Source organism: Thermobifida sp. (assembly GCF_017577275.1).
In the GTDB taxonomy this organism is placed as follows: Bacteria; Actinomycetota; Actinomycetes; order Streptosporangiales; family Streptosporangiaceae; genus Thermobifida; species Thermobifida fusca.
In genome coordinates, this window is sequence record NZ_PITY01000021.1 from 177,427 (window position 1) to 196,657 (window position 19,231).

General features: G+C 66.5%; 22 protein-coding genes, 1 tRNA gene and 2 pseudogenes. 16 read left to right on the forward strand and 9 right to left on the reverse strand.

Annotation, left to right across the window (positions count from 1 at the left end):
* Nucleotides 1-81 precede the first annotated feature (81 nt).
* The 6 genes and pseudogenes from CW348_RS15940 to CW348_RS09335 all read left to right on the forward strand — a co-directional run.
* A pseudogene (locus CW348_RS15940) lies at nt 82-255 on the forward strand (plasmid replication, integration and excision activator); the annotation flags it as partial.
* A 9-nt stretch (nt 256-264) separates the two neighbouring features.
* Nucleotides 265-642 (forward strand): annotated as a pseudogene (locus CW348_RS15945) (replication initiator).
* A gap of 3 nt (nt 643-645) precedes the next feature.
* The gene (locus CW348_RS09320) at nt 646-1,038 is read left to right on the forward strand and encodes an excisionase family DNA-binding protein (protein WP_287463477.1); all 393 of its coding nucleotides are present in this window, start codon (nt 646-648) and stop codon (nt 1,036-1,038) included.
* 43 nt (nt 1,039-1,081) lie between these two features.
* Nucleotides 1,082-1,639, forward strand: a complete 558-nt coding sequence (locus CW348_RS09325) for an Arm DNA-binding domain-containing protein (protein ID WP_258076855.1) — start codon at nt 1,082-1,084, stop codon at nt 1,637-1,639.
* Entirely contained in the window at nt 1,618-1,974 is a 357-nt protein-coding gene (locus tag CW348_RS09330; protein ID WP_255266184.1) for a tyrosine-type recombinase/integrase, read from the forward strand. The genes CW348_RS09325 and CW348_RS09330 overlap by 22 nt, the downstream gene beginning before the upstream one ends.
* 83 nt (nt 1,975-2,057) lie before the next feature.
* A complete protein-coding gene (locus CW348_RS09335) occupies nt 2,058-2,279 on the forward strand; it encodes a tyrosine-type recombinase/integrase (protein ID WP_258076860.1) in 222 nt (73 codons plus the stop codon).
* 43 nt (nt 2,280-2,322) lie between these two features.
* On the opposite strand, the gene CW348_RS09340 is transcribed toward CW348_RS09335, so the two are convergent.
* Nucleotides 2,323-2,395 (reverse strand) — tRNA-Arg (locus CW348_RS09340).
* A 169-nt stretch (nt 2,396-2,564) separates the two neighbouring features.
* Here CW348_RS09340 and CW348_RS09345 point away from each other — a divergent pair.
* From CW348_RS09345 to tenA, 5 genes are all read left to right on the forward strand, one after another.
* Nucleotides 2,565-4,034, forward strand: a complete 1,470-nt coding sequence (locus CW348_RS09345; RefSeq protein ID WP_011293366.1) for an NAD-dependent succinate-semialdehyde dehydrogenase — start codon at nt 2,565-2,567, stop codon at nt 4,032-4,034.
* A 408-nt stretch (nt 4,035-4,442) separates the two neighbouring features.
* Nucleotides 4,443-5,108, forward strand: coding sequence for a response regulator transcription factor (locus CW348_RS09350; RefSeq protein WP_011293367.1), 666 nt, complete (start codon nt 4,443-4,445; stop codon nt 5,106-5,108).
* A 38-nt stretch (nt 5,109-5,146) separates the two neighbouring features.
* Nucleotides 5,147-5,584, forward strand: coding sequence for a pyridoxamine 5'-phosphate oxidase family protein (locus CW348_RS09355; protein WP_011293368.1), 438 nt, complete (start codon nt 5,147-5,149; stop codon nt 5,582-5,584).
* Between the two features lie 399 nt (nt 5,585-5,983).
* Nucleotides 5,984-6,493, forward strand: a complete 510-nt coding sequence (locus tag CW348_RS09360; RefSeq protein ID WP_227480944.1) for a hypothetical protein — start codon at nt 5,984-5,986, stop codon at nt 6,491-6,493.
* Between the two features lie 583 nt (nt 6,494-7,076).
* Nucleotides 7,077-7,784 carry a thiaminase II gene (gene tenA, locus CW348_RS09365; RefSeq protein WP_011293370.1) on the forward strand — a complete coding sequence of 236 codons (708 nt, stop codon included), beginning with the start codon at nt 7,077-7,079 and terminating at the stop codon, nt 7,782-7,784.
* A gap of 47 nt (nt 7,785-7,831) precedes the next feature.
* Here tenA and CW348_RS09370 read toward each other — a convergent pair whose 3' ends face one another.
* From CW348_RS09370 to CW348_RS09380, 3 genes are all read right to left on the reverse strand, one after another.
* Entirely contained in the window at nt 7,832-8,392 is a 561-nt protein-coding gene (locus tag CW348_RS09370) for a hypothetical protein (RefSeq protein ID WP_011293371.1), read from the reverse strand.
* Nucleotides 8,393-8,655: 263 nt separating this feature from the next.
* On the reverse strand, nt 8,656-9,375 hold the full coding sequence (locus CW348_RS09375) for a hypothetical protein (RefSeq protein ID WP_011293372.1): 720 nt from the start codon (nt 9,373-9,375) through the stop codon (nt 8,656-8,658).
* Nucleotides 9,376-9,797: 422 nt separating this feature from the next.
* On the reverse strand, nt 9,798-11,045 hold the full coding sequence (locus CW348_RS09380; RefSeq protein WP_016189385.1) for an LCP family protein: 1,248 nt from the start codon (nt 11,043-11,045) through the stop codon (nt 9,798-9,800).
* A gap of 351 nt (nt 11,046-11,396) precedes the next feature.
* Between CW348_RS09380 and CW348_RS09385 the strand changes: the two genes are divergently transcribed.
* Nucleotides 11,397-11,819, forward strand: a complete 423-nt coding sequence (locus CW348_RS09385) for a hypothetical protein (RefSeq protein ID WP_016189386.1) — start codon at nt 11,397-11,399, stop codon at nt 11,817-11,819.
* Nucleotides 11,819-12,196: a hypothetical protein gene (locus CW348_RS09390; RefSeq protein ID WP_011293375.1), complete on the forward strand. Its 378-nt coding sequence runs from the start codon at nt 11,819-11,821 to the stop codon at nt 12,194-12,196. The genes CW348_RS09385 and CW348_RS09390 overlap by 1 nt, the downstream gene beginning before the upstream one ends.
* 177 nt (nt 12,197-12,373) lie before the next feature.
* Here the strand turns inward: CW348_RS09390 and CW348_RS09395 are convergent, their stop codons facing one another.
* The 5 genes from CW348_RS09395 to CW348_RS09415 form a co-directional block, all read right to left on the reverse strand.
* A complete protein-coding gene (locus CW348_RS09395) occupies nt 12,374-13,051 on the reverse strand; it encodes a response regulator transcription factor (RefSeq protein WP_011293376.1) in 678 nt (225 codons plus the stop codon).
* 89 nt (nt 13,052-13,140) lie between these two features.
* A complete protein-coding gene (locus tag CW348_RS09400; protein ID WP_011293377.1) occupies nt 13,141-14,625 on the reverse strand; it encodes a sensor histidine kinase KdpD in 1,485 nt (494 codons plus the stop codon).
* A 45-nt stretch (nt 14,626-14,670) separates the two neighbouring features.
* The gene (locus tag CW348_RS09405) at nt 14,671-15,375 is read right to left on the reverse strand and encodes a signal peptidase I (RefSeq protein ID WP_169803323.1); all 705 of its coding nucleotides are present in this window, start codon (nt 15,373-15,375) and stop codon (nt 14,671-14,673) included.
* Nucleotides 15,376-15,600: 225 nt separating this feature from the next.
* The gene (locus CW348_RS09410) at nt 15,601-16,386 is read right to left on the reverse strand and encodes a hypothetical protein (RefSeq protein WP_255266185.1); all 786 of its coding nucleotides are present in this window, start codon (nt 16,384-16,386) and stop codon (nt 15,601-15,603) included.
* On the reverse strand, nt 16,370-16,843 hold the full coding sequence (locus CW348_RS09415) for a hypothetical protein (protein ID WP_227480945.1): 474 nt from the start codon (nt 16,841-16,843) through the stop codon (nt 16,370-16,372). The genes CW348_RS09410 and CW348_RS09415 overlap by 17 nt, the downstream gene beginning before the upstream one ends.
* A gap of 445 nt (nt 16,844-17,288) precedes the next feature.
* On the opposite strand from CW348_RS09415, the gene CW348_RS09420 reads away from it, so the two are divergent.
* The 3 genes from CW348_RS09420 (at nt 17,289) to CW348_RS09430 (ending at nt 19,182) form a co-directional block, all read left to right on the forward strand.
* Complete coding sequence (locus tag CW348_RS09420) at nt 17,289-17,903, forward strand: SipW-dependent-type signal peptide-containing protein (RefSeq protein ID WP_227480946.1); 615 nt, start codon at nt 17,289-17,291, stop codon at nt 17,901-17,903.
* Between the two features lie 81 nt (nt 17,904-17,984).
* Nucleotides 17,985-18,569: a TasA family protein gene (locus CW348_RS09425; protein WP_011293382.1), complete on the forward strand. Its 585-nt coding sequence runs from the start codon at nt 17,985-17,987 to the stop codon at nt 18,567-18,569.
* 10 nt (nt 18,570-18,579) lie between these two features.
* A complete protein-coding gene (locus CW348_RS09430) occupies nt 18,580-19,182 on the forward strand; it encodes a hypothetical protein (protein WP_011293383.1) in 603 nt (200 codons plus the stop codon).
* The last annotated feature ends 49 nt before the right edge of the window (nt 19,183-19,231 follow it).

A 19,231-nucleotide genomic window follows, 5' to 3' on the forward strand; every position in this document is an offset into this window, starting at 1 on the left:
GTTGGGCGGGCTATCTTGACCTTAACTTAGTCAAACAAGTGACTAAGTGATCGAGTGGATGTCCTGGAGAGGTGCGGCTAGATGGCGATTCAGGGTGCGTTGCCGGTGGAGTTCGGGACAGTGTTCCCGCACGGGGCGTTCGCGTTGGGGGTGGAGGCGGTGACGAACTTCGAGACCAAGCGGCCGGAGGTGGGCCGGGAGACCGGGTTGCCGTTGTGGGCGGTGGAGGTGATCGACGCCGCCCCCCACGCCCAGCCCCTGCACGTGGTCCGCTTCGGCCCCCAAGTCGACGCCAAAGGCGTGCTTGCCGGATCACCCGACGCCGACCGGTGCATCAGGTACCTGGCCAAGTACCTGACCAAGGACATCGCCGAATGCCACACCGTCGAAACGGTGGCGCAGGAACAGCACGTCGAACGCCTCCTGGAGGCGCTGCGCTATGAGCCGTGCTCGCCGCGGTGCGCGAACTAGCTGCGCCACGGCATCCAACCCAAAGACGCCAAAGCCGGACTGCGGCCGGGCTTCTGCACCTCCAAAGCCCACCGCCGCGAACACCTCGGCTACGCGGGCCGACGCGTCCTGGTCTCACGCAAATGGTCCGGCAAAACCCTGGCCAACCACAAAGCCGACCGCCTGGCCTAGGTCTTGCGCACCCTCGGCCTCGACCCCACCAACCCCATCAACGACCAAGAGAACACCCACCCCGCAGCCTTCCCGCCGCACTTCCTCGGCGACGGCGATCGCATCGCCTGGAAACTGGCCCAACCCACCGACCCGGACTGCCACCCCGAGAACACCGCCTCCTGCGGGCCGTCGGCGAAGCACTCAAACGCCGCGCAGCACTCCACGCGGCACAAGCCGCCCCAACAACAGGCCCCCTTTCGGCAACTGAACAGAGGGCAGCATCACCAACCCCCACGCATCCTTCTGACCGTTCCCGAAGCCGCGCGCGTGCTGGCGATCTCCCGAAGCAAGCTCTACGAACTTCTTGTCTCCGGAGAAGTGCGCTCGCTGCGCATCGGCGGCTCTCGGCGCTGAACGACTACGTCTCCGGCCTCCTCACCCAACAGGAGGCGGCCTGATGGGCAAGCTCCGCGACGGCGTGATGAAACGCGACAAGACCTGGTCCTACGTCATCCGCGTTCCCAACCCGGAAACCGGGGTGAGCAAACCTAAGTGGGTCGGCGGCTTCGCCACCGAGGACGAAGCCAAGGCCGCCCGCGACGAAGCGCGGATCAAAGCCCGACGCGGCGAATACATCGAACGCTCTGACCTGACCGTGACCGGCTATCTGACCGAGTGGTTGAAAACGCACTCTGTGCAGATCAAGCCGAAGACGTTGCAGATGTACTGGTTCCTTGTTGAGCGGTACGTCGTTCCTCGTATCGGATCGGTGAAGGTCCAGGCGCTGCGGCCGTCCACGTTCACCAAGGTCTACCGAGATCTTTCGGCAAGTGGCGGGCGCGACGGTAAAGGACTGTCGCCGTGTACGGTCGAGTACGTCCATGCCGTGCTGCGCAAGGCGTTCCGCGACGCCGTGGAGATCGAACAGTTCCTTCCCAGCAACCCCGTGGAACGGGCCAAGCGCCCTCGTAAGAAGCGTCCTGAGTCGGGGAAGTGTGGACACCTGCCCAACTGAAGGTGTTCCTGGAAGAGGCGGCACGCAGCCACCGGCTGTGGGCGTTCTTCCACGTGGCTGCCTACACGGGTGCTCGGCGAGGGGAACTGCTGTGGCTGCGCTGGTCGGACGTCGACCTCGACGCCGCGGAAATCCGTATCGCCCGTTCGGTCTCCGTCATCGACGGCAGACGAGTGGAAAGCTCCACCAAGAGCGAGAGAACGCGGGTGGTGGGCTTCGGCGCTGAAACAGTGGCCGTGCTCCGTCGCCACCGCGTCGAACAGGACAGGGAATGTGAGGTCCTGGGAGAGGCGTGGAAGGGCGACCCCGACGGCTATGTGTTCACCACGGCGTAGGGTGAGCCGATTCACCCCGACACGGGGTCCTCATTGATGAGGCAGTTGATCCACAGGTACAACGAACCGGCGCAGGGGCCGGGCTGACTGAGCGGCTTCCGCCAGCACGGCTGCATGGCCTGCGGCACGTCCACGCGACCACGCTGTTGGCCGGGGTGCCCGTGCACCTGGTCGCCGCTCGCCTCGGGCACGCCGACCCGTCGGTGGCCCTGCGGGTGTACGCACACGTGGTCCGGGAGCGGATAGCCGCGGTGGCTCACGCCTTCGCCGAGGCGGTGCGGGAGAGCTGTGAGCAAGAGCGTTAGCACAAGGGCCACTCCTCGATGAGGAGCGGCCCTTTGACGTGCGCGCACTCGGAGGGACTCGAACCCCCAACCTTCTGATCCGTAGTCAGATGCTCTATCCGTTGAGCTACGAGTGCTTGGTTGTCCTCGGCACTCCCTGTGCCGTCATCAAAAACTGTAGCACAGCGCCGGAGCTGCCTTCGACGGATTATCCGCTCCCGTCCGGGTGGTCGTTAGCTGCGGCATGTGCCGGGCAGCGTACCCGCCAGACGGCGGTAACGACCACGCCCGAGAGGAGATCCGTCTATGACCACCATAGAACGTGAAGCCCGGATCGTCGAACAGGTCCCCAAGCAGGTGTGCATCGGCGGGCACTGGCGGGACGCCCAGTCCGGGGCGACGTTCAAAGTGGAAGACCCCGCCACCGGGTCGGTGCTGTGTGAGGTTGCTGACGCTGGCGTGGCTGACGGGATGGCCGCCCTCGAGATGGCGGCCGCTACCCAGCCCACGTGGGCCGAGTATCCGCCTCGGGAGCGCGGGGAGATCCTGCGGCGCGCCTACGAGCTCCTCATGCACCGCCAAGAGGACCTGGCAGTGCTCATGACCTTGGAAATGGGCAAGCCGGTAGCCGAGTCCAAAGGGGAGATCGCCTACGCCGCCGAGTTCTTCCGGTGGTTCTCCGAGGAGGCGGTGCGGATCGACGGCAGTTATTCGGTTGCTCCGAACGGGCAGAGCCGTCTTTTGGTCATGCGGCAGCCGGTGGGCCCGTCGCTTCTCATCACGCCATGGAACTTCCCGATGGCGATGGGCACCCGCAAGATCGGTCCGGCGATCGCCGCCGGGTGCACCATGATCCTCAAACCCGCTCAGCAGACCCCGCTGTCGGCGCTGGCGCTCGCCGACATCCTGCACGAGGCTGGGCTGCCTGAGGGGGTGCTCAGCGTGCTGCCCACGACTGACGCGGCCGGGTTGACGGGGCCGCTGCTGCGTGACGGCCGTCTGCGCAAACTGTCTTTCACCGGTTCTACGCCGGTGGGCCGCGCGCTGATCAAGCAGAGCGCCGACCAGGTGTTGCGCACCTCTATGGAGTTGGGTGGCAACGCGCCGTTCCTCGTGTTCGACGACGCCGACTTGGACGCGGCCGTGGCGGGGGCGTTGCAGGCGAAGATGCGGAACATCGGTGAGGCGTGCACCGCGGCCAACCGCTTCTACGTCCAGTCCGGGGTGGCGGAAGAGTTCTCCCGGCGGCTCGCGGAGCGCATGGCCGGGTTGCGGATGGGGCGCGGTACTGAGCCGGACGTGGACGTGGGGCCGCTCATCGACGACAAGGCCCGCACCAAAGTGCAGAGTCTCGTCGACGACGCGGCGAACCGGGGTGCCCGTGTGCTGCTCGGCGGGAAGCGCGGGGACGGCGCCGGCTACTTCTACCATCCAACGGTGCTCACCGACGTGCCGAAGGACAGTGAGGTGTGCCGCACGGAGATCTTCGGTCCGGTGGCGCCGGTGATCCCGTTCGACACGGAGGAGGAGGCGCTCGCGGAAGCCAACCGCACCGAGTTCGGTCTGGTCAGCTATGTGTACACGGAGAACCTGCGGCGTGCGCTGCGCATGGCGGAGAAGCTGGAGAGCGGCATGGTCGGCCTCAACCAGGGCATCGTCTCCAACCCGGCGGCGCCGTTCGGGGGTGTGAAGCATTCCGGGTTGGGCCGTGAAGGCGGCAGGGTCGGTATCGACGAGTACTTGGAGACCAAGTACGTCGGTATCGCCGGGGTGTGAAGCCTAGACAGCGCGAAGGCCCCGCCTGGAGTTCCTGGCGGGGCCTGCACGTTCGCGGAGCGGTGCGGCGGTCGCCTCGCGGCGCAGGGCGCAACGCGGCTCCGAAGACCGTCCGGGGCCACCGCCGAGGCGGTGTCCGAACGCGGTATTCCGCGAAGGCATAGGTTGGAGCCCGGGGGACACTTTCTACCGCACCGACCCACGCCTTATAACGGGCTGGTCCTCGCAGAGATTCCCTGCTCGGGGATTTTTCTCTGCTGGTGTGCGGCTTGCCCGTCCCCTCGCCTGCGGGGCCTAGTGGCGGTCCGATTCGGGACCTTTGGCAGAGCTAATCAAGCCGTTCGGCGCGGCTGTCCCTGGTTCAGGCCGTTACCGTCAAAGAGAGACGAGGAAATCAGGGAGGCAGCCATGCCGCAGGCGGACACGCCTAAGCCGATCAGGGTGTTTCTGGTCGACGATCACGAGGTGGTGCGCCGGGGAGTTGCCTCGCTTCTCGAAGACGAGGACGACCTGGAGGTTGTCGGCGAGGCGAGCACCGCGGAGCAAGCGCTCAGCCGCATCCCGGTGGTGAAACCGGATGTAGCGATTCTTGACGTGCGACTGCCTGACGGTTCCGGGGTTGAAGTGTGCCGGGAGATCCGGTCATCCCACCCTGACATCGCCTGCCTGATGCTCACTTCTTTCGCCGATGACGACGCGCTCTTCAAGGCGGTGATGGCGGGCGCGGCCGGCTACGTGCTCAAGCAGATCCACGGCTCTGATCTGGTGGGGGCGGTGCGTACCGTGGCGTCGGGTGGTTCGCTGCTTGACCCGCGCAGCACGGGGCGGATGTTGGAGCGGCTGCGGCAGAACGGCGGTAAACCCGATCCGCTGGCGGCACTCACCCCGCAGGAGCGGCAGATCCTCGATCTGATCGGGGAAGGGCTCACCAACCGGCAAATCGGGGAGCGGCTCTTCTTGGCAGAGAAGACCGTGAAGAACTACGTTTCTAGCCTGTTGGGGAAGCTTGACCTGAAGCGCCGCACCCAGGCTGCGGTGCTGGTCGCGCAGTTGCGCGCGAAGAACCAGATCTGACGTTCCTCGGGAGGATTGAACGCTCAGGAGGAAGGCGCATGAACGTGAATGGGCGTGGTACGGCCGTTACCGACAGGGCCGGCCTGGAAGTGCTTGCCCGGGAGGAGTGTCTCCAGTTGCTGGCGGAGGCTCCGATCGGCCGTATCGTCTTCACTGATCATGCGCTTCCAGCGGTTCAGCCCGTCAACTTCGCCATGTTGGGGACGGACATCATCATCCGCACGTCCCCGGAGTCGAAGCTCGCGCAGGCCATCCGGGACACGGTGGTCGCGTTCGAGGTGGACGACTACGACGTGGAGACTCGCACTGGCTGGTCGGTGGCGGTGGTCGGGATCGGCCGTGCGGTTGACGACCCCGAGGAGTTGGCGCTTCTTGAGTCGCTGCCGTTGCAGCCGTGGGCGCCGGGCCCTAAGCCGCATTTCATCCGCATCATGACGGACATTGTGAGCGGGCGCCGCATTCCGAAGAAGTCGTGACTTCCGCCGCGCTGGTTTCGCGTGTGGCCTTCCCCCGTGGGTTCCAGAAGCCAGCGCGGCGGTGTGACTTTCATCTCTTCCCTTTCGTGCTGTGAGCGGCGGGTGCCATGGTGGGCCGGCGGCCGGGGTGCCGTTGGCGAATTCGACGCCGGGGGCGAAGAGGTGTGTTTTCCGGCGAGTTGCGGAACGGGAAACGGGGGACGGGCCTTCCGTGGTCCTGGGGTACAACTATCGTGCCCGTTCATTACTTTCGCGCGACCTCTGCGCCCTTTTGACAGCCCGCTGACCACTGGCGTTCCAGGGGTGAATTCCAGGTGCAGTCAGGCATCGCCGCGGCTTTGCCGCCGGAGCCTTCACACAGCGGAAGGGAAGTCTATGGACCTGGTGTGCCGGATTGGCATGTCTCATACCTATGCCCGTGATTTGCGGTCGACCGTGCGCCACAAGTCTCCGCTGGCCCGGAAGATCGCGGGAGCGGTCATGGAGTCCTGCAAGATCTGCCGCTGGGACGGGGCTAGGCTCGCGGCTCGCGATATCGCCCCGGGCGGGTTGGCTGCCGAGCTGTATTCCGCGTGGGCGGAGCATGAGGCGTTGGCTGCCTTGGCCGAGGGGAAGCCGTTGGACAGGGTGGTGACGTTGGCGACGTTGATGGGGCGCCGCAAGGGCATGCTCTTTCCTCCCACGCCGGACACGTTCGAGCTGTGCACGATCACGGTGGACGGGGTTGACGTGTCCGTGGATGTGTCCCGGGTGTTGGAGCATTTGCGGGGGTTGACCTACCAGGAGCGGGTGTGGGTGATGGACGACGTGTTGAGCGGCATCGTGGGTGCCGAGTTCTATCCTCCGGCCCCTATCGAGAAGCTGTTGACGGGGGCGCGGTCGTGGGGGAAGGCCCGAGCAGTGCTTTGAGCGGGGAGGCGCGACAGGGCTGGTGCCCGGGGCCCGGCCATGGTTCTTGGACGGGGCGCCGGGCAGGCGGACAGCGTATCCCGTTTTCATTCCCCTGCTGTTCCGCGAACAGCGGTGAGACCACTCCTTTCCTTGTGGATTATCATGGTTTTTCCGTCTCGTTCAACAGAGACGGAATTTTTCTTTTCTGGGATTGAGTTAAGAAAATGCCGCATACCGGGACAATTCCGCCACTGTCCTCTTTTCTCGATTCATGATCGGGAATTTTCCCCCATCACACCGGAGAGGAATGTTTGAAAACTGCCTTGACCAGGCATGACACGGCTTCTCTGTGCCGTTGTCGCACGAGCAGAACCTGTGCGACCAGCGGAATTGCCGGGCTTCTCCCTGGCGGCAGCATTCCGTGGCCGGGGTGGACGCGCCGCGGAAGATAGGGCAAAGTAGACACACGGGAAACTTCTTCCCGAGACGGGAATCCGGGTTTCCCACCCCCGCTATTTCCTAGGGATTCCTAGGAATTCCGCTGAAATACTCCACTCCCCCACCCTGTACTCAACGATCCGGATATGCGAGCGGAGGAATCGTGGGCGTACTTCCTGTCACCGACGGCGAGACAGGTTTCACTGCCGAGCTGGGACGGCGGCACGCTGACCTTTTCGAAGCCTTCTACCAGCATCCGTTCCTCAAAGGCTTGCGGGAAGGCAGTCTCAGCCGGGAGCAGGTGCTGCACTATGTCGCGCAGGACTACCAGTACTTGACCGCGTACACCCGCTGCTACGGGCTGGGGATGGCGCTCTCCCCCGACCGGCGGTGGATGCGGTTCTTCCACGACAACGCTGCCGTGATCCTCTGCGCGGAAACCCACGCGCACGAGTCGCTGTGCGCGTACGTGGGGGTGTCCTACGAGGAGGCGCAGGCGGACCATCTGGCGCCCACTGCTCAGGCGTACATCAACCACATGATGGAGGCGGGCCGGGACACTCTCGGCGTGCTGCTGTCCGCTCTGCTGCCGTGCCCGTGGACCTACCTGTGGGCGGCGGCCCGGTTCACCAGCGAAACCCCGCTGGACCCCAGCCACCCCTTCTACGGCTGGTGGGACTTTTACGCGGGCCTGTACGAGTCCCAGAAGCTCACCCAAACCCGGGCCATGCTGGACGAGTTGGCTGCCGCGGCGGGTCCCGCTGAGCGGGAGCGCATGGAGCGGGCATTCGTCGCGAGCTGCCACTACGAGATCCGGTTCTGGGAGATGGCCTGGTCTTTGGAGGACTGGACTCCGCCGAACGGCTCCTGACCTTGGGGAGGGCGACCGTCCGCCACCGGTCGCCCTCCGCTGCCCGGTTACAGGGTCAAGCCCTCGCCCAGCAGGCCTTTGCCGAGGAGTCCTTCCGTGGATAGGCCCAGCGACTCGGCAGGGTCAGTGACGTCAGCGTTCTGTCCGGCGCGGGCCCTCTTGCTGCCGGAGGGGCGGGCGGACGTGGCGTAGTCAGCGGCAGGGCTCTGCCCGGCGCGGGCCTGGCCGCTGGCGCTGTGCTGTGCGCCCTCAGCGGCTCCGGCGCCGGGGCCGGAGAGGGCCGCGTTCTCCTGCTGGGGGACGAGGTGGTGGCTGCCTGCCTGGTGGAGCAGCGCGATGACCGTGTTCTCGTCGGGCAGGGCAGCCGTCCCCAGCGGGCGGGAGAGGGTCTCCTCATGGATCGTTGGCGCGGACAGGTCCGGGGTGTGCGCCCCGGCAAGGTCGATTTCCAACGCGTCCGTCGACACTGCGGGCAGGGCGACGCCGAGTCCGTCGAGTCCCGTGCTGCTGGGAAGGCCGGAGATGAGGCTGCTGCCGAGGGCGATGAGACCGGTTGCCCCTACGGAAAGCGCAGCGGTGCGGACGACGGCGCGGATGTTCGCGAGCATGCTTCTCCTTGCTGATTGTTGGGTCGGGAATGGGTTGTGTAGCGGGCCGGTCGGCGGGCAAGTGGTCGCGCCGCCACCGGCCGGTCAGCCGAGGGGTTGTGCGGGCCGCCCGGCTGGCCTGAACTCCACAGCAGGCGGGGTGCGCAGCTCAGGTCAGCTCCCAGAGCACGCTGGGATCACGAAACCGGTGGGGGAGAGAGCAGCGCCGGAAGCGGAGACGTCTTCAGGCGCGGGTCCGGTCGCAGGCCCGGTGAGGACTGCTCCTAGTCGGGCGAGAAGAAGGGGTCGGCAACGTAGTGCCGGGGCGGGAGCGCGACGGACAGATCGGTGAGCGCGGTGACGCTGTCGCGGCGGGCCACGGCAGGCGGGTCGGTGAGGTCGCCGACGATTCCCCCGGTCAGGGACGGCCCCTGCTGGGGGGCGTGCGAGTGTGCTGCGGGAGCGGGCGCGGCGGGTTCTGCGGGTTGTGGTCCGCTCTCGTCCTCGACGGTGTCGTCCGCGGCAGCTGGAACGTGGTTCGGGGCGGTGGCGTGGCCGCTGGCCTCGGCAGGCGCGGTGGGCTGGGGTTGCGGCGCCTCGGGGGCGGTGCCGGCTGCGGTTGCCGGACTGTCACCGGTTCCGGTGGGGGCGGGACGGGACTCCACCGGTGGGGGAAGGGGCGTGTCGGTGCGCTCTAGCTGGTCGACGTCCACGGCCAGGGCAGTGTCGACCGGAAGCTCGGTTTGCGGGAGGGGCAGCGGCGCGAGGCGGTCGGTGGTGAGCGCGGTGTCGACGAGTTCGGTGAGCTCTGCAGTGGTCTGCGCTACCGCGGTTTCCGGGTGCCGGATGGCGCCGGTGAGCGTGTCGAGGGTGTCGGCGAACGCCGGGGCGGCCGCACCGAGCACCCAGGCGACGAAGGTGAATCCGCTGAGGAGGAGAACACGGCGGATCCCGGGGAGCCGAGCGGCGTGGCTGGGCTCGGGGCAACGCGGTGCGTGTGCCATTCGCCTCCTCCACGCCTTGGGTCCTCTGCGAGTACCACCAAGCTGTGACGACGAGTTCCGCCTATGACACGTAAAGTGATCGCCTGGTGTCGCCAGTGACCGTAGCATGCCTCGGGCCTTGACGTCGGGAGTTACGCAAAACCCGTCGGAGTCGCAGACGTCTTAGGACTAAAGCCCCAGGTATGTGCGGTCTTTGTGCCGATGCTCTCTCCCCGCGCTGTGGGATTGACTAATGGTGGCGGTCGGGAGTGCGGTCCTCGACCGCCACCACAGGAAGCCCCGACGGGGCGGGCGCGAAGAACTCCTCTCACGGCTGTGCCGGGCAGACTCGCAGCCGTTGAGCGCCCTCGCGGGAGCGGCCGGGAGCGCGGACTCGGCCGCTCCCGCCGTCTTTTTCTGCCCTCCCCTGGTCCGGGTTTTCCTTAGCGCGGGGTGACCATGTCCTCCGTGCCCAGGCCCAGACCGTTGACGCAGGGGTCCGCGGTCGCGTCGCGGCCTTCGATCGCGTCCGGAGGCGCCGCGGACGGGGTCGGTTCCGGGTTCGTGGGCTTCGGGGACGGCTCCGCAGGATAGGACGGGGTGAGGCTGGTCGACGGGCTGGGCTCGGCCGTTGGCCGCCCGGTTTCCACGATCACGTCCTCGACCGGGGTGTCCTCTTTGATCGCGCGGAACAGCCGTTCTGCTTTCTCCTCGTTCCAGATCACCCGGTTCGGGTCCCAGGGGGCGGGCCAGGACGGCACCGTGTAGAAGGTGATGTTCCGCGGTTCGACGTCGGCCAGGGTGAACGCGATCGACAGCATCGTGTCCAAGGTGAGGTCCGCGTCGGTCGCCGTGTACTGGGTCACCGACTCCAGCAGGGCGTGCATGGTCGTGGGGTTGGCGAGCACCTTGCTGTCGAGCATCTGCGAAGCGAGCGCGCCCAGGAACATCTGCTGGCGGTCGATACGGCCCAGGTCGCCCCCGTCGCCGATCTCGTAGCGGGCGCGGACGAAAGCCAGCGCCTGCTCCCCGTCGAGCACCTGGGTGCCCGCTTCTATGTCGAGTTTGGACCGCTCGTCGTGGAGGGGGACGGGGATGCACATTTCGACGCCGCCGAGGGCGTCCACCATCTCCCGGAACCCTACGAAGCTCAGGTGCACGAAGTGGTCGATGCGGATCTGGGTGAGCGATTCGATCGTCTTCACCACGCAGGGCGGTCCGCCGTGGAACAGGGCGGCGTTGATCATGCCGTAGTAGCCGTAGGTGCCTTCGGTCTCCCCGTACGGGTCGCAGGCCGGCAGGTCCACGAGCGAGTCGCGGGGAAAGCTCACCACGATGACCCTGTTCTCCGGGGAGATGTGCGCCAGCAGCAGGGAGTCGGAGCGTTCCCCGACGAAGTCCCGTCCGCCGTAGGCGGCGTTGCCTCCCTCGCGCCCGTCGGAGCCGATGAAGAGGATGTTGACGGCGTCGCCGATTTTAGGGGGCCGCTCTTCTTCGGGGAGCAGGGCGACGAGATCGTGCTGGACCATGTTGGCGCGCAGGGACCGGTAGTAGGCGTATGCCGTGCCGAGGCAGGCGATCAGGGCCGCGCTCAGAAGGATCGACGTCCACACCAGGACCCGGCGGAGGCTACGGCGGCGTGGTGGCGGGTCCTCGGGAGAGGGGGTGGACGGACGGGCGTCGTCGGACATGGAGACTTCCACTGGTGTGTGGGACTCGGCGGAGTCACGTGCCCGGGGGCGAGGCACAAAAGACACAAGGGGTGATAAGGGATGACCGAAAGCTGATCCTATGAGATTCCCCACCCGGAGTGCACGGGGCGGGTAGGCAGAGGTTGCTGATACCTCAGGTTACAGATCGGTACCGCACGAAAAACCCTGTTCCTCATGTGGTTTAGGGTGGTGGAGAATATTGGTGATCAGCTTTGTTTACCACTGGTCGCCCCGTGGACCCAGTGGGCCGACAACAACGGCGACTCAGCATGTGAAACCGGATTCTGGATGCCTGTCTCCCTCTTCTCTGCCCATGGTGAGCCCTTCAGGTTGCCGGCCGTCTCCCCAGACGAGCGGCAGCCCGACCTGGTCGAACGGATCGTTGACGGACTGCGGCACCATCCGCGCGTCATCTTGGATGCAGCCACCGAGCGGGACCAGCAGCGCACCATTGCCGCAGGCAAAGTCGCGGGCAAGTATCTGAAGCGCGCAACGAAGGCCGCGGTGACCAGCAGAGGCGTACTGATCGAGTTCGACGACGTCGACTTCGACGACTCTTACGCTCCGCTCTCCGATGAGCAGGAGCAGTGGGTGCCAGAACCCTCGGTGGAGTCCTCGGTGGAACGGAACGTCCAGGCCACGGCCCCTCTGGAACTGCCCGTGCACGACGACCTTCCGGACGGGCAGTTGCCTCGCCGGATTCCCGGGGCGGGTCCGCGGCCGGGCCCGCGCATTCCCCGGGGCATTGAGTGATGGAGGAACGGTCGCCTACGGCGCAGGACGTGCTGCCTGGACCGGTCCGCTGGGCCAGGATCCTGGTGTTCCTCCTGGCTGGGCTCAGCTTCGCCCACGGCCTGGTGCAGTTGCTGGGCATCGGCTCCGCTGCGGAAGCCACCGGCCCGCTGCTCGCTGCCGGCACCTCCGGCGGGGCACAGCTGATGCTGGGCCTGATGATGCGGCACCGTGGCCTGCCGGTCCTGGTGACGGTCCTGGCCGTCCAGGCGTTCACCATCGTTACCGTGCTGCTCACGGCCCACCAGGGGGCCATGCTCACCCACTTCGTGCTACCGCTCGCAGTGGTAGTTCTGGCGCTGTCCCGCACCTCGCGCGAGTACTACCGGGGGTCCTGACTGCTGCCCGCGGGCAGGGAAACAACGGAGACGGGCGGCAGCTCCTCCCCCGGGAAAGCCACCGCCCGCTTGCCATCCCCCCAGCGTCCTCTCTGACCGGGGAGGGACGGCCCAAACCTGGGGTGGCGGATCTTCCGCGGTGCCGGCAGGTAAGGAAGGTGTGCCGCGGCCGTCCCGCTAGCGGTTCAACGATTTCACGAGGGCGACCGCTTCAAGCTGGGACCGCACGTTGAGTTTGGCCAGGATCGACCGAATCTGGGAGCGGACCGTGGCGATCGAGACGTACGACTCTTCAGCGATCACCTTGGCACGCTTCCCTGCCACGAGCGCGTCGAGGACCTGCCGTTCCCGTTTGGTCAACTGGGCGAGCTTCTGGTTGGTGGCGCGCTGCTGCGCTTGCAGGGCGCGGTATTCGGCGATCAGCTCCTGTCGTTCCTTGGCGTCCATCATCGGACGGCCCGCGAAACCGTCGAGAATGGTGTAGATCAGCTCGTCGAACGGCACCGATTTCGACAGCCAGGCGGCAGCGCCCGCGGCGAGCGCTTCAGCGATCCGCTCTCGTTCCGTGCTTCCCGTGACCAGCAGCACCTGCCAGCCGGACCGGGTCAAGTCCCGGGCGAGCGGAACCCCGTCTCTGGGGCGGCCCTCCGCGTCGCGTCCCAGGTCCAGGTCGAGGAGGATCAGCGACGGCTGGAGCTGGGTGGCCTGGTCGAGGACCGCTGAGGGTTCCAGGGAGTGAGCGCGCACCGCATGGATTCCTCGATTGCAGAGCGTCATCTCGACCGACGCGCTGAAAAGCTCGTGGTCGTCAACGATGAGTACCGACGGGGAAACCGCGCGGTCAGGATTCGACATTGCCGCTCCCGATACTTCGTGGCCCTGGTGGACGTAGTGGACGGGTCAGCGGTGCGACCCGTGCTTTCTGACGAGGGGACTGTGGGGTCTCACACTCCTGGGGTGGACGACTGCTGTGCCCGTGATCTGAGGGGCAGGTCGATGAGGACGGTGAATCCGGGCCGTTCCGGATCGGCGGGGGCGATCTGCAGGCGGCCTCCGTGGCGGGTCACGAGTTCCTGGCAGACGGCCAGGCCGATCCCTTCTCCCACCGAGCCGCTGCCTTTGACTCCGCGCCGTATCACCTCCTGCTCCTGGCCGGGCGGGATTCCGGGCCCGTCGTCGTGGATCCGCACCCGCACCATGGTGTCGCTGATCCGGTACGTTTCCACCCACACGTGCGCTCCGGGGGCGTGCCGTTCGCAGTTCGCGAGGATGTTGGTGATGACTTGGGCGACAGCGTCCTGGGGCATGGCGACGACGGGGTCGCCGTCCACGGTGAGGTCGATCGCGGTGCCGTTGCTGCGCCGGATCAGCACCAGCTGCTTCAACAGGGACCGCAGCCGGGTGGTGTCGTTGCGGGTGTGCTCTGACTGCGGGGACAGCATGGCCCGCATCCGGTTCAGCTCTGCGGACAGTGCGGCGCGCAGAGCGGCACGGTCCACTTTTCCTTCCGGGTCGTCCATGGCGAGCACTTGGGCCGCGCCGTCCAGTCCGGCCAGGGCGTTGCGGAGTTCGTGCGCTTGGGTGGAGAGCCGTTGGCGTGCCTCCACTGCTTCGGCTTCTGCTTTGGCGAGCCGCTCCTGGTCGAGGTGGAACCGCTGGTAGGTACGGTAGGCGACTTGGAGGACCGCGAGCAGGACCAGGGTGGTGCCTAGGACGCGCATGCCGGGGGCGAGCAGCGGCGAGTACAAGGGGGGTGCGTAGAACAGGGAGTCGCCGCTCCAGAATCGGGGGGCGTGCGCCAGGACGATGGCGAGCTGCCCGAAGCTGAGCCACACCAGCATGCGGTTGCGCCGCAGCACGCCGATGACCAGGCAGGTCAATGCGACGTTCAGCCACAGCAGGGCGGTGCAGGAGAACAGGATGGGCGAGCGGACCACCAGGTAGGCGGCTTCCGGGAAGGCCGCGGCGAGTCCTCCTGAGGCCAGGGAGCACACGGCTGCCACGAGCAGGCCGCGCAGGCCGGTTGCCGGGTTCCGGAACGGGCGGATCGGCCACGGGTGGGGCCGGTCGAAGGGGACTACGGCGAGCAGCAGCAGGGTGATGGTGAGCAGGGTGGCGGTGTGGCGGATCGCTATGACCACGATGGTGTCGAGGGTGGTTGCGGCGAGCCCTGAAGCGGTGGTGGGGACCACCACCATGCCGTAGAGCATCATCGCGGCCGCGATCCGGCGCAGAGAGGACTGTTCAGAGAGCCGGGCGACCATTTCCGCGGCGAACCCGGCAGCAACCGAGGTGGCTGCGGCGAGCATCGCCATGGTCGCGACTGCCCCGGACGCCAGCGAGAGCTGGGATTCGAGGGCGGAGAGGGTGAACGCGCTGGCGATGACGAGCGCCAGCAGCACGGCTGATTCCACAACGAGTCTGCGCACAGTGGACCGTCCTTCACCCCGCGGCAGTGGTCGTGACCCGGCTCATCAGTTCCCGTCCCCTCCTTCTCCGACGGGTTGGGGTGACTGCTGGGTGTTCTCCGCGGGAGGCTCGTCGTCGCTGAGCGCCACGCTGAGCAGCCAGATACCGAAGACGAAGAGCAGGCCCGCCAGCACGTAGAGGGCGGTGGGGCCTTGCACCATGGCCTGCTGGGCGTAGCCGAAGTAGGGGATGTGGTACCACACTTTTCCGCGGACGTCGGCGGCGGGAACCGGGGGTTCGTCGGGGACCGTGTTGGCGTCCCCCTGGGTGTGGAAGACGATGCCTTCCTCGGTGGTTTCGATGTCGATCACGCGGTGGGTGACCAGGGGAAGGGTGGTGGTGTTGGCGACTTCCGTCTGGGCCGGGTCAGCGTGGGTGAACGTGATGATGTCGCCTACGTCGATCTCGTGGGGCTCGACGGGTCCGGCGATCACCACCGAGCCCACGGGGAGGGCGGGCTCCATGCTGCCGCTGAGCACGATCAGGGCTTGGGCGCCGGTGATGCGGGGCAGGACTGAGACCGAGAAGACGATGACCAGCGAGCCGAGGACGAGGACCACCACGGTGATCCGAAAAAGTGCTGAGAGGATGCGCAGGAGCACGGAGCGTTTTCTATGTCGCGGTTCCGGTTGTTCTTCTTCTTGGATGTTTTGTGAGGATTCACCGAGTGGCGGGGTGTCGTCGTTGAGCGGGCCGAGACGGTTGTCCATCACCATTTCCCCTTCACGTTCGCGTGCCCCGCGGGCCTGGTCATCGCCGGAGACCGGATTTTCTTTGCGAGGTCGGAAAGCCCTTCCCGCGTGACGCGTCGAACGCATGGAAGGAGCGACACCGGTTCGTGCCGCACTCCAGCGATTTTACGAAAATTAGATATAGAGCGGGATTAGGTGTCATAAATTCCGAATTTCCCGGGGCGCTGATGTTGTGCCGGGGATTCACTGCTCGACGGGACGGTCTGCCGACCGCCGTCCCGCCTCGCTTCCCACCGTGACCACAAGCAGAGCGCCTCCCGCGAGCAGGACCACCGCGGCCCCGGCCAGCAGCATGACGTGGGCTCCGGTGAGCGCCAGCGCAGCAGGACCGGGGGTGCCTGCCGCAGCCGTCTGGAGCGGCACCTCGTCCTCGGATTCCCACTGCGACGTGCTCGGGATCGCTTCGGCCCGCCAGACGAGGACGAAGCTCACCGAATCGGTTTGCACTTCGTTGCCGGTAGTGGCCGGAAGTTTGAGGCCGATCACGACCTCGGCTGTGCCCCGGGCGGGAACGGTGACGATCTGGCCGCTTCCGGAGACCGCCTCGTTCAGCGGGGCACTGAACATGCGGAGGTTGCCCGGTGTCCCCAGCCGCAACTGCACGTGCTCCCCTAGTTCTCCCGGGCTGTCGCAGGTGTCGTCCACCCGGGTCTCAGGGACGCTGCACCCGTTGTCGGCGTTGTGGAGCTCGTCCACCCGCACCCCGAGGGTCACCGGCTCGTTGCGCTGGTTGATCACGGTGACCAGCCAGGCCTCCTCATAGCCGGGAGCGATGTCGGCGACGTCGAGCACCCGCAGTTCGCTCACGTCTAACTGCTGGTCGATGTGGATCACTCCCCCGGGCTGGGGGGTGGCTGCTGCGAAGGCGGGAGCGCGGCAGACCAGCAGGGTGGAACACAGCACCAGCGCGGCCGTCCCCACGGTGATCGACCGGAGGATGGAGCGCTCACTCCTACTCAAGGCCGACACCTCTCGGTTCGTGTGCATGCCTTTCCACCTGGGATGAGGACGGGTCGCTGTACGGGCTGTACGGGGCGTGGGGGGAACGGCCCCCTTCGTGGGAATGGTCCGAGGATCCGGGAGGCCCGGGGTGCAGGAAGTCCGGATCGGTGCCTTCCTCTCGCTGCGAGACGGGCGGGGATGAAGGAGTAGCGGAAGGCGTGGGCTCCGCGGCGGGCGTGGCCGGGCTTGGCGACGCCGACGGGGTCGGGGAAGCTGTGGGCGTGGGCGCGATCACTTCGATGGGGGGAGTGGTGGCGCGCACCGTGAACGAGGCGCTCGCCTTTCCCAACTGCAGGAGCGACAGCGCGACCGCAGCCACCGCGGCAGCACCGATCACGGCCCAGGCCGCACGCTGGCCTGGAAGCGGCAGGCTGAGACGCCACGTCACCGCGTTGGTGCCGCGATCGGCGTGGTTCATGTTCATGCTGTCGTTCCTCGAACCGGGGCATCGTGGATGTTCACAACTTTCGTCCACGAGCACGGATAGTGCCACCCAGACTGCCCCGGAAGTGGTGCGGGCTCATCGCCAAAAAGTGGGAAACATACTTCGTTCACTTTGGGGATGACCAGAAACCGGAGAATCGGCAGAGTACTGGATGACAGAACCGGAAGAGTCGGTGGCGGAATGCGACCTCGCCGATGACGGCACTGTCGACCACCGGCGGGGAAGCAGCGGGAAGCTACGCCACATCCCCCTGACGGCCCCGCTGCGCTACCGCGGGAGGCCGCGGAGGCGGCAACGGGACTGTTCGGCGCGCACGCTTCCCTTTCCCGATGCACCCTCGGGACCACCATCTTCCGGTTCTGTCTGCGGTCTCCCCAACTCCCGCCGGCACGGCGTGAAAGGAAGGGCCTTTGTGGCCACCAGAATGAACAAAAGAAAAAGGCTTGTCGCAGGTTTAGGTGCCGCTGCGGTGATCGGCGCCGCAGTGGCGATCACCGGAGGCACCTACGCCTATTTCACGGACAGCGCGCAGACCACCGAGCAGGCAATCCAGGCAGGCGACCTGGAGGTCCGTATCGACCAGTCCGGCCAGGGAGTGTCGAACAAGCCGGTAAAGATCGCCAACGCCGCCCCCGGGCACGTCTACGTCGAAGACCTGGCTTTCCCGCACGCAGGGCACCGCTGGTACAGGATGCGGGTCACCAACACGGGAAGCATCGACGGGGAGATCAACTCCCTGGAAATCGTGGACCTGACCGGAAGCACCCCCAACCTGGCCGACCGGCTGCAGATCCGCGCCGTAGTCAAGCAGTTCGGTTTTGAGCCGGGCTCGTTCGGCAACCCCGGGTTCGAACCGCTGGACAACGGCAAGCTGGACAATCTTCCCGGAATCAAGCTTGTTCCGGCGGGCCAGTCCGTCTACATCTACTTCCAGATCGAGTGGCCCAACGGCAGCCCAGAAGAAGACAACCCGTACATGAACGCGACGACCTCCTTCAAGTTCCGGGTGAACCTGGACCAGGTCAACCAGGGGAACTAGGCGTGCCATCCCCGCACCGGCGCTGTGTCGGTGCGGGATTGGTCCATGGCCGTGGGCAGCCGGGGAGATTGAGACGCGAGCATGAGGAAAAAGACAGCACTGGTCCTGGGAGTGGCCACGGCCTGTGCCGCATTGCTGTTGACTCTCGGCGGTACGTACGCCTACTTCTCTGCGAGCGCAGTCTCCAAGCCCGGGCAGATCACCGCTGGAAACCTCTCGGTGGAAGTAGACGAACGTGATCCGAGCGGGGCCAGCGGTTTTGTCGGTCTTCGCGGCGCCGCTCCGGGAGGGCAGTGGCCGGCTTCCGACTCCGAGTCCTACACCCTGGTCATCACCAACACCGGTTCGCTTTCCGCGCTCATCGACTCCATCGACGTCGTCATCACTTCTGGCCGTCAGCCGGATCTCAGCGAAGCCCTGGAGATCCGGTACAGCTTTGCTGGGGGGCGTCACGGTCCGGACTGGTCCCAGGGCAGCGGCTGGGTGGATTTAGTTCCCGGACCTATCCTCGACCTCCTGCCCCGGCGTCCCGCCCCGATCCAGCCCGGCGAGTCCTGTGCGCTCCATTTCCAACTCCGCTGGCCTAACCGTGCTTCCGAGTACGACAATCTCTTCCAGGGTGCTGAGACCGAGTTCATGTTCGATGTCAGTCTCGGTCAGGCGTAGCGAGGGCTGGATGAAGAAGATGAGGCTGCGCAAGCCGGTGCTGGTGGCCGCTGCTGCCGCGGCCACGACGGCGGCGGTGTGGGGAGTCCTGATGACCACCCATGCCGCGTTCACTGCGCGGACTGCTACGGGACCCCTCGCAGTCGCCGCGGGCCGGCTCGACGTGGAGTTGACGACGTCGCGGACCGGTCAGAATCCGATCCGGGTGGACTTGTCGGAGGTGGGCCCGGACCGGATGTGGCCGCCGGACGGCGCGTTGACGGTGTCGCTGCGAAACACGGGGACCTTGGACGGGGTGATCAGCGCCCTGGAGACGGTGGAGGTTGTCGACGACAGCCCTGCCGGTTCCGCGGAGTTGAGCCGGGCATTGGAGATAGCGGTCAGCACCAACCCTGCGCAGAACTGGCATGATCCGGCGTTGACCTGGGAGCGTGTGGCAGGGGATGCCGCTCCTTCTGGTCGGGTTGTCGCTTCGGAGCTGGGGAGCCTTCCGGTCGGCGAGATGCGTGCCTTCCACGTCAAGCTGCGGTTCGTGGGTGAGGACGACGCAGCTTCCTATGCGGGAGCGACCACTTCGTTCCGTCTGGCGGCCACGGTGTCCCAGGCTTTGTGACTGGGGGACCCTGGGCGGGCAGGTCCCCCAGTGCTGGAGCGGCGGGCGG

Bases quoted from the DNA above. Each gene is read 5' to 3' on its own strand.
- CW348_RS09325 (WP_258076855.1), top strand. From the start codon at position 1,082: ATGGGCAAGCTCCGCGACGGCGTGATGAAACGCGACAAGACCTGGTCC.
- CW348_RS09345 (WP_011293366.1), top strand. From the start codon at position 2,565: ATGACCACCATAGAACGTGAAGCCCGGATCGTCGAACAGGTCCCCAAG.
- CW348_RS09350 (WP_011293367.1), top strand. From the start codon at position 4,443: ATGCCGCAGGCGGACACGCCTAAGCCGATCAGGGTGTTTCTGGTCGAC.
- CW348_RS09355 (WP_011293368.1), top strand. From the start codon at position 5,147: ATGAACGTGAATGGGCGTGGTACGGCCGTTACCGACAGGGCCGGCCTG.
- CW348_RS09360 (WP_227480944.1), top strand. From the start codon at position 5,984: ATGTCTCATACCTATGCCCGTGATTTGCGGTCGACCGTGCGCCACAAG.
- CW348_RS09370 (WP_011293371.1), bottom strand. From the start codon at position 8,392: ATGCTCGCGAACATCCGCGCCGTCGTCCGCACCGCTGCGCTTTCCGTA.
- CW348_RS09375 (WP_011293372.1), bottom strand. From the start codon at position 9,375: ATGGCACACGCACCGCGTTGCCCCGAGCCCAGCCACGCCGCTCGGCTC.
- CW348_RS09380 (WP_016189385.1), bottom strand. From the start codon at position 11,045: ATGTCCGACGACGCCCGTCCGTCCACCCCCTCTCCCGAGGACCCGCCA.
- CW348_RS09390 (WP_011293375.1), top strand. From the start codon at position 11,819: ATGGAGGAACGGTCGCCTACGGCGCAGGACGTGCTGCCTGGACCGGTC.
- CW348_RS09395 (WP_011293376.1), bottom strand. From the start codon at position 13,051: ATGTCGAATCCTGACCGCGCGGTTTCCCCGTCGGTACTCATCGTTGAC.
- CW348_RS09405 (WP_169803323.1), bottom strand. From the start codon at position 15,375: ATGGACAACCGTCTCGGCCCGCTCAACGACGACACCCCGCCACTCGGT.
- CW348_RS09415 (WP_227480945.1), bottom strand. From the start codon at position 16,843: ATGAACATGAACCACGCCGATCGCGGCACCAACGCGGTGACGTGGCGT.
- CW348_RS09420 (WP_227480946.1), top strand. From the start codon at position 17,289: ATGAACAAAAGAAAAAGGCTTGTCGCAGGTTTAGGTGCCGCTGCGGTG.
- CW348_RS09425 (WP_011293382.1), top strand. From the start codon at position 17,985: ATGAGGAAAAAGACAGCACTGGTCCTGGGAGTGGCCACGGCCTGTGCC.
- CW348_RS09430 (WP_011293383.1), top strand. From the start codon at position 18,580: ATGAAGAAGATGAGGCTGCGCAAGCCGGTGCTGGTGGCCGCTGCTGCC.